This is a genomic window from Pseudoalteromonas sp. S1612, from assembly GCF_005887175.1.
In the GTDB taxonomy this organism is placed as follows: domain Bacteria; phylum Pseudomonadota; class Gammaproteobacteria; order Enterobacterales; family Alteromonadaceae; genus Pseudoalteromonas; species Pseudoalteromonas undina.
The window spans coordinates 1-8,556 of record NZ_PNDH01000081.1 but is presented as its reverse complement, the minus strand read 5'-3'; the positions used below and the strand labels follow the sequence as shown (position 1 = coordinate 8,556).

The window sequence follows — 8,556 nt, the reverse complement described above, 5'->3', positions numbered from 1 at the left end:
TCAGCTATCAGCTATCAGCTATCAGCTAAAATAATAAAAGCCGTACTTGAATAATCAAGTACGGCTTTTTACATTAAACTGGAAGCTGGCAACTTATTCTATTATTTGCCTTTTACTTCTAAATTTATAAATTTAACCAGCTCTTCGGGTTGCCCTGCTAACATCATTAGCTGCTGATTTACTTCCATCATGGTTTTACCTTCAGGCAGTTTAGCTGAGACACTAAGCGAATTTAGGCCTTTAGCAAAGTCAGTTAATGCTTGCGCTATTTCTTCGGTTACCGGCGCTTGCTGTAACTGTTGAGCTAGCATCATTTGCATCTGCTCTAGTGTCATACCTTGTTTGGCTAATTCACTTTCTAGCAAAGTACTTAACTCACCTTGGTTATCGAGCATTACACTCATAGTGCGTGGCTCTAACTTGCTCATTGCTTGCATAATAAGTGTTTGCTGTTGCAACTCTTGCTCATAAGTAAGCGGTGTATCACCTGCTGTTTGCTGAGCTTTGCTTATTTCAAGCGAAGCATCCATAAGCGCTTTAGAATTAGCCAGCCCCATATTCATATCAATGCTGGCAATATCGTTGGCGTGTAGTTTAACAACTATATCACTGTTACCTGATTGCTCATCGTAATCTAATGATGAGTGTAAATCATAGCTGGCCGAGGCAAGTTGTGCATTAGTATCTGCAGGCAGTGTAGCGACAAAGCTTTTATCAAATTGGAAGTTCTTCAGTGTAAAAGCAGTATGAGGCGATATTTTATCGGTTTCGTAACCTGTCACTTCCACATGCTCAACCGTGGCAATATTTTCACCCTCAGGGCTGGTCACTTCTATATTACTAATGGCAACACTATTTGAAATAACACTCGCCGATAGTTCTGCATAGTTAAAGCTGGCACCTGTTTGTTCGCTAACCAAAGCCAACTGCTTATCAACCTCAGCGCGTACCTCTTGGGTTGCTACATAGTTTGCATAGCTTACGCCACCCACACCTGCAGCAATAATCGCGGCTGCAATCACTAATTTTTTCATGTTATTTCCTTATTAAACTCTTTATATAAGTGGCTTTAAGCAAGACTAACATTGAGAACATAAGTCGTTAAGCACTTTTTGTTTGCTAATTAATTAAACTAAGTAGCTCGTGCACGGTTTTAACCGGCGTTATTTTGGCACCCAGCCCTTCCATTGATTTATGGTAGTTACGAAATGGGATAAATATTTCAGTAAACCCATGTTGCGCCGCTTCTTTAACACGGGGCACACCACTGTCGATTGGGCGTACATCACCATTTAAACTTAACTCCCCCATAATACAGGTGGTTCGAGGTACAACAAATTCGTTTAAACTACTCAAAAGTGCAGTAACAAGCGCTAAGTCAATACAGGTTTCTGATTCATCAATTTTTAAACCACCGACAATATTAAAAAATGTATCGTGGAATATTTTAGTTTTGGTGTGCTTACGTAAAATACCGGTGAGCATTTTGATCCGGTTCATATTTAAACCAACACATACTCGCTGTGGAAACTCTGCTTCGGTTTCAGTGGTTAAACACTGAATTTCTAGCAGTAAATTACGATTTCCTTTACGGATACAGGTAATTGTCGACCCCGGTGATTCAGTGGTTGAGCCCGATAAGAAAATTTCACTGGGGTTATCCACACTGAGCATACCGCGTTCACACATTTTAAAAATGCCGACGGTGTCTATATCACCAAAGCGATTTTTATTAGCGCGCAGGGTGCGCACTTGACCATCGTTGGTATCAATATGTAACAGTGCATCAACTATGTGTACTAAGGTTTGCGGGCCGGCTATTTCATTATTCTTATTTACGTGAGCAATAATAAACATAGTCACGTCGTTTTGCTTACAATATTGAGTTAATGCTTGAGCTGCACTTTTTACCTGAGAAGGTGAACCTGGGCTGCCATTAGCGGTATCGGTGACAACGGCTTGAATAGAGTCGATAACGGCAAACTTAATTTTGTTTTTATCCAGCTCTTCAATAATGGTTTCAACACTGGTTTCTGACAGTAAATAGAGTTCATCTTCGTTGTAATTTAGTTTTAACCGATTAACCCTATTTTTAAACTGCGATAGAGACTCCTCCGCAGTACAGTAAAGTGATGGCATACGCTGAGACATTCTTGCCACCAAATCAGATAGTAGTGTTGTTTTACCCGCCCCCGGATCGCCAGAAATAATATTAACCGAGCCGGTGGTTACACCACCGCTTAGTACACGGTCAAGTTCGCCAATTTCAGTAAGCTGCTTTTCAGCCTCAGAGGTTGCTACATCATTAATTTTTTTAGAACCACCGCCAATGCCACCGGCATAACCACCTACACTTGCACGAGCAGCTACCTTTTTGTTTTGCCCTGCAGAGGGTTTAAACTCTGCTAAAGTGTTCCATGCGCCACAGCGACACTGGCCTTGCCAACGTTGATAGTTCATGCCACATTCTGTACAAACAAACTCTACTTTTGCCGCTTTAGCCATTTAAAACCTTACCTACTATTCTTTATTTTGAAATACACAGTGTTAAGCGCTTATTTTGCCATTGCTGGCTCTACCTTAGCAACAACGTCTTGTGGATCAGCGCATTTAGTATCACCAAATACGCTATACTAATGTAGTTTCACTTAACCTACTTTAGGGCATGTTTCTTGCTTTAAAAAACTAATTAACCCTTGCCAATTAATTGGCTATTAGAAAATAACAATAAACACAAAGTATAGTTACGCATAGTATCGTGACCGCATTTGGCGGTTTTGCGAGATTCGATTTATTAAATATTCTAATAAATAATTGCAACAGTATACCTACTTTTTAAATTAGACGGTGATGATTTATAAATGGCTGATGACGTATTGCTTAAGCATGAAGCGCTTGTAAATGAATTAAAACAGTATTTGGGAAATGCTAAGTTTGATCTCATTTTCAAGTCAAAAACTGCCGAGTTAACTAAACCCGAGCAGTTTTTAATAAAAATGGAAATGTCGCGTTTATCTCAGCCGATAGACCGCTTTATTGATCTTCGTGGTTTAGTTACTGGCCAAGTAAAACCATATGAATACAAGGGCAAGCAACACTTTATGGATGACACCGCTATTGAAGTATTCGAAGCGGCCATAAAACAACATAAAGATTACACCCTTGCAGTATACGAAGCGGTAATGAATACCGAAAATAATTATCGCGTATTACAACAGCAATCAATTACACCAAAAAAAGTAGAAGCTAAACCACAACATGAACTGACCACCAACGTTATTAAATTTGCAGCTTATGAAAATCGCAGTGAAGAGCGGATGAATTACTCAATTAAAATTACTATTGAGTATGACGGGCAAGCAAAAATCGATGCGAGTACTTCTGATATTTCACTCAGTGGTTGTAAAATTAAGTTGGCGTCGCGCTATAACTTAAAAAAAGGTCAGCTTATAAATATGCATTTAGTAGGCTTAGAGCAAGATTTTCAGCTTGGCCTCAAAAGTGGCGTTAAATATGAAGTCGTTGCGATAGAAAACACCTCTGAAGAATTTAATCATATCCGCTTAAAGCGTACATTTGAAGAAAATAACAGCGCGTTTGATCGTTTTTTAGAAAGCTTTATTCATGGTAATAAACGCCGTTATAAAGTGAATTTAGATAACACCCTGGATGCGGTTATTTCTAAAGGGTATGAACAATATTATATTCCTAGGGTTAATTCTTTATATGTTTTTATTAGCCAGCAAAACGGCGTTTATTATCCTAGCCTGAGCTTAACCACTGAGAACAGTTTATTTATTCAGCGTTACTTTACTGATGAACGCAAAAAATCATGTCTTTACAATGTGTTAAATCATAAGCGTATTCGTACCTTGGCGCTAAAACCTGTGGCAGTAAAAGAAGAATATTTGTATACCTTTACCCATGTCTCTGCAGGAAAAATTTATTACTACTCAGCAACTCGTTCTGAGCTTGAACAACAAACACAATTAAAAGCGTTATTTTTTGGTTTTGGTAGCCGAAGAGACAGTTGGCGTTGCTTTAAATTACAACTAATGCCGAGTCATACTGAAGATGCTTATATTCCTTTATCTTTACCTAACTCTTTAGGTAAAGATATTGAGAAACTGAATAAACCACCTTCACCACGTGTTGAAGGCGCGATAAAAGACGTAAAATATTTAATGCTACTTACCCAAGTTGGTAATGAGCATGAGCAACAGCATTATCAACAATATGAATTTGATAAAGCCTTAGCCAATAAATTAAAATATTTTGGCCATAGTAAGCATGCATCTCCACCGGAGCTCAACACCGTGCCTCTAGAGTATGTAAATCTTCGCTCTAATAAACGCTATTTATACAAAACTAATGTAGTGATTAATACTCGTGATGCGGTATTGCATGGGCATACCCGTGATTTTTCAATATTTGGCTTACAGCTAGAGTGCAATCAAGAAGTGGACTTTAAAAAAGGCGATATTGTTTCGTTATCATTTCCTGATTTGCAAAAAATTACCAAAAACTATTCATTAAATCTTATTCAATATGAAGTCATGGCAGTGAGCAAATCGCAGACTACGATTAATTTGAAAGCGCATGCAGATAAAGGCTCATCTCATACTGGGGTCGATTTTTTTACCCTTTTAATCAATAGTAATAAACAAAAATTAAAAGTTGCTGAAGAGTCACCTAAAGTACCTGGGCTTTCTACAGCACTTAGAAATATGGTAACAAAAACGCTTTGCCAGTTTCCGATTTATTTACATAAATCAATGGCGCATTTTGAAATTGGCGCCATGGGATTTGGTTTATATCCAAGCCCACTGCATGTTATTTTACAAAATTTTGCCTTGTTGAATGCTAAAACAGACTTATCAAATATTATTACTAAAGCGCATATTATTGAAGTGATCACCCCTAATATTAAAGATCGCACCCGTCAAGATCCGCCGCTAGAGTTTAGTTTAGTAATTAACTTTGATCCTAAAAAAGAAAATATAGCCGATGCCATTAGCAGCCAATGTGTTTTAGGTACTGACTGTAGCGAGTTTAAACAGCAAGTAAGCAAAGGACTGAAGTCTGAGCTGGTTTTTATAATGCGTTTATATATTTCTCGCACTGGTCGACTCGATACTGACTACTTAGCAAACGAGCTAAAATACGTTAGCCAATACGCAATTCACAAGGCCAAAGACTTAGAGGATGCATTATGGTCTGTATCAGGTGTGGGCGACATTATTGATGTAAGTGATGAAGCACTTGAGCATTTAGCGCTCAACCAACAACAGGTTGAGCAAATGTCTAGACGAAAGCTAATCTGGTTAAATCGTTTACGTTAAACCTGTGATGGGTTTAGCGGAACCGCCAGCATATATAACAGTTGTAATAACGAGCCTTGGCAAATAGCTGCTTGGGCTTGCTCAACTACTTTTGGTTTACCATGTACAGCAACGCCTAAGCCAGCTTGAGCCATCATTTTTAAATCGTTTGCACCATCGCCTATGGCAACTGTTTGGCATTTTTCAAGCCCCAGCTTTTGTTGTAGCGCGTTTAAAACAACCGCTTTTTGCACAGCATCAACAATCCCACCTAACACTTTACCAGTTAGTTTATTGTCTTTAAATTCCAGCACATTAGCATGCACTTCATCTAAATTAATCAGCTCCTGCACTCGCTCAGCAAACGGCACAAAGCCGCCCGATGCAATCGCTAAATACCAATCGTGGTGTTTTAAAATTTGGCATAACGCTTTAATACCTGGCATTAAAGGCAGTGCACTTTTAAGCTCATCAATTAAGCTCTTTTCAATGCCTTCGAGCTTGGCAACACGCTGGTGTAAGCTTTCGCTAAAATCAAGCTTACCTGCCATTGCCTGCGCGGTTACGTTGGCAACCTCGTCGTATACATTCGCTAAGCGTGCAATTTCATCAATACACTCAATAGTAATGGCTGTTGAATCCATATCCATTACCAATAATCCTGGTTTTTGTAAATCTGGGGGGCTAGTTACTTGCACTAACTGACACGCCAAGGTATTTGCAAAAGTTTGAAGTTCAAGTGGGTTTATTGCGCGCTCTGCATTTTCTATATAAAAACATAATGCCGGAGATAACCCTAAATCTGGCTGATATTGACAAATAGCCGTTACTTTTTGCTGGTGAGACGCAAAAAACTCAATAATGCTATTGATATGCTGAATATTAAAATCACCGCCAAAGGCAATACTAAATAACCCTTGGTTTCTGTTTGGTGTTGTATTTAGTGGTGTAAAAACACCTTGTTGGTAGCTAAACCATTTATTAAGAATAAGTGATGATGATAATAGCTCAGCGCTTTGCTGTGCCATGTTCGCGTTCGACATGGGATCTCCGTTTATATTTCCTGACATTTAGCTCATTGATAATAAGGATATGAGATACAAAATTCGCCATCAGGGGGGATTTAGGGTTATAGTGTAGTTGTAACATCAAATCAAAATGCTGTCAGCAGCATATACGGTGACTATGAAAAATAACCATCTTAAAAATCCACTTACAGCCTCGCAAAAAAAGCGTTTAATTCGTTTGTTATTGGCCGCGGGTTGCTTTGTATTATTAAGCTGGGTAGGAATAAACAGTAGCCACCAAAGCCATCAACTACTTTACGATAGTGCCAATAGTGCAGCCAAGTCACTCACTCAGTTTATGGCACTGAATGCCAAAAAACCGCTAATAGAAAAAAACAAATCGCAGCTCACCACCTTATGCAACAATATCAGTAAAGATGAGTTTGTTCTTTCAGCCACCATTTATGATAAACAAGGTGTAGTGCTTGCAAGCAGCGATAACTGGCAATCACATCATGTATATGGTTTATTACCAGACTCATCACCAGGCATTAGTAAATTAAAAACACCGTTTGTTGAACAAGTTATTTCTGACGACAATCGCCCTATTGGCTTTGTATCTATTACCTATTTAACGCGCGCTGCGGTATCTTCAAGCCATAATCATTTTCACGATTTAGGTCGCCAAGTGTTACTCATGCTAGTGATTGCCTGTATTTTTACTTGGCAATTAGGCCGAGGGTTAAAACGCTGGCAAGTAAATCGCTATATACAAAAAACCTCAGAGCACGAATCATAAAGCTGCTCAGCTAATCGATATTTATCGCTATTTGGTTTTAAACTATGAAGCGCATTAAACACGTTAGGAATATGCAGAGGGGTATTTATTTCACCCTGATAACCATTTAGCGGCATTGAAGGTGAATCAGTTTCAAGCACTAAATGCTGTGGCTCAAGCTTTGCTACAACCGCACGTGTTTTAGCAGCCCGTTCATAGGTTATAACCCCACCCACTCCAAGCTTAAAGCCCATTTTTATATAATACTGTGCTTGTTGTATTGAGCCTGAAAAAGCATGGATCACACCGCCATATTTAGGCTGACAACGCTTAAACGATTGCGCTATTAAATCATGGCTTTGTCTGTGATGCACAATCAGCGGTAACTCAAGCTCATTAGCAAGCGCTATTTGATACTCAAACAGAAAGGTTTGTTTTTCAAGATTTTCGATACTGCGATCTAGCCCACATTCCCCAATAGCCACCAACTGAGTTTTGTTTGTTTTAGCAAAGTTATGTAGTGATTCTAAGTGCGATTGCTGATGTTGCTCTAAAAAGTAAGGATGTAGCCCTGCAGCTATTCTAATTTGTGGGTAGGTTGCTTTAAACTCGAGTAATTTCTGAGATTGCGCCAAGCTAATACCTGGCACAATAAATTGATTAATGCCCTTTGCTACACAGGCATTAATAAGTGATTCGCGGTTTGTATCAAACTCACTAAAATCAAGATGACAATGCGAGTCTATAAATTGCAAAACCAGCAGCCAACTAAGGATTTAAGCGGGTTATTTGCCAGCTATTATCGGCCTGACGCTGATACATAAAGCGATCATGCAGGCGATGCGCTCCGCCTTGCCAAAACTCGATTTTTTGCGGCACAACACAATACCCTCCCCAAAAATCAGGAAGTGGAATTTCACCTTTAGCGAACTTGTTTTTCATGTTGGCAAAGGTCTCCATTAGCACCTTACGCGACGAAACTGGACGGCTTTGTTGCGACGCCCAAGCGGCTAATTGACTTTCTTTAGGGCGAGATAAAAAGTATTTAGCGACTGCCGATGTAGGTAATGGCTGCGCTTCACCATACACAATTACTTGGCGTTCCATTGGGTGCCATGGGAAGTGCAAGGAGATTTTATTATTACCTTTAAGCTCTTGTGCTTTACGTGAACCGGTATTAGTAAAAAATACAAACCCGTTATCATCTAAATGTTTTAACAATACAATACGCTGTGAAGGCTGACCGGTTTCATCGACCGTAGCGACGACCATAGCTGTAGGATCAGGCAAGTTACTACCAACAGCATGCTCTAGCCAAGTTTCAAACTGCTTAAACGGATCATCAAGCAAGTTGTCTTCACTAAGCGCATCTTGCAGGTATTCACGACGAATATCTTCGAGTTTCATAAAATTCCCTCTAGGTTCTAGTTTCTAGGTTCTAGGTTCTAGG

General features: G+C 39.3%; 7 protein-coding genes. 2 read left to right on the top strand and 5 right to left on the bottom strand.

Annotated features, from left to right (window positions below):
- Positions 1–101: 101 nt before the first annotated feature.
- Both CWB78_RS18110 and radA read right to left on the bottom strand, forming a co-directional pair.
- Positions 102–1,034: an aq_1923 C-terminal domain gene (locus CWB78_RS18110; RefSeq protein WP_033102829.1), complete on the bottom strand. Its 933-nt coding sequence runs from the start codon at positions 1,032–1,034 to the stop codon at positions 102–104.
- Positions 1,035–1,119: 85 nt separating this feature from the next.
- A complete protein-coding gene (radA, locus tag CWB78_RS18105) occupies positions 1,120–2,505 on the bottom strand; it encodes a DNA repair protein RadA (protein ID WP_010387717.1) in 1,386 nt (461 codons plus the stop codon).
- A 356-nt stretch (positions 2,506–2,861) separates the two neighbouring features.
- Here radA and CWB78_RS18100 point away from each other — a divergent pair, with 356 nt between their 5' ends.
- Entirely contained in the window at positions 2,862–5,342 is a 2,481-nt protein-coding gene (locus tag CWB78_RS18100) for a PilZ domain-containing protein (protein ID WP_138596802.1), read from the top strand.
- Here the strand turns inward: CWB78_RS18100 and serB are convergent.
- Complete coding sequence (gene serB / locus CWB78_RS18095; protein ID WP_138596800.1) at positions 5,339–6,364, bottom strand: phosphoserine phosphatase SerB; 1,026 nt, start codon at positions 6,362–6,364, stop codon at positions 5,339–5,341. The two genes, CWB78_RS18100 and serB, sit on opposite strands and share 4 nt — an antisense overlap.
- Positions 6,365–6,506: 142 nt before the next feature.
- Here serB and CWB78_RS18090 point away from each other — a divergent pair, with 142 nt between their 5' ends.
- Positions 6,507–7,127, top strand: a complete 621-nt coding sequence (locus CWB78_RS18090) for an AhpA/YtjB family protein (RefSeq protein WP_021033158.1) — start codon at positions 6,507–6,509, stop codon at positions 7,125–7,127.
- On the opposite strand, the gene CWB78_RS18085 is transcribed toward CWB78_RS18090, so the two are convergent.
- Together CWB78_RS18085 and pdxH are read right to left on the bottom strand one after the other, a co-directional pair.
- Positions 7,094–7,861: a TatD family hydrolase gene (locus tag CWB78_RS18085; protein WP_138596798.1), complete on the bottom strand. Its 768-nt coding sequence runs from the start codon at positions 7,859–7,861 to the stop codon at positions 7,094–7,096. The two genes, CWB78_RS18090 and CWB78_RS18085, sit on opposite strands and share 34 nt — an antisense overlap.
- Before the next feature lie 13 nt (positions 7,862–7,874).
- Positions 7,875–8,513 carry a pyridoxamine 5'-phosphate oxidase gene (gene pdxH, locus CWB78_RS18080; RefSeq protein ID WP_131691498.1) on the bottom strand — a complete coding sequence of 213 codons (639 nt, stop codon included), beginning with the start codon at positions 8,511–8,513 and terminating at the stop codon, positions 7,875–7,877.
- Positions 8,514–8,556: the final 43 nt, after the last annotated feature.

Coding starts and splice junctions, on each gene's coding strand:
- CWB78_RS18110 (WP_033102829.1), bottom strand. CDS start 1,034: ATGAAAAAATTAGTGATTGCAGCCGCGATTATTGCTGCAGGTGTGGGT.
- radA (WP_010387717.1), bottom strand. CDS start 2,505: ATGGCTAAAGCGGCAAAAGTAGAGTTTGTTTGTACAGAATGTGGCATG.
- CWB78_RS18100 (WP_138596802.1), top strand. CDS start 2,862: ATGGCTGATGACGTATTGCTTAAGCATGAAGCGCTTGTAAATGAATTA.
- serB (WP_138596800.1), bottom strand. CDS start 6,364: ATGTCGAACGCGAACATGGCACAGCAAAGCGCTGAGCTATTATCATCA.
- CWB78_RS18090 (WP_021033158.1), top strand. CDS start 6,507: ATGAAAAATAACCATCTTAAAAATCCACTTACAGCCTCGCAAAAAAAG.
- pdxH (WP_131691498.1), bottom strand. CDS start 8,513: ATGAAACTCGAAGATATTCGTCGTGAATACCTGCAAGATGCGCTTAGT.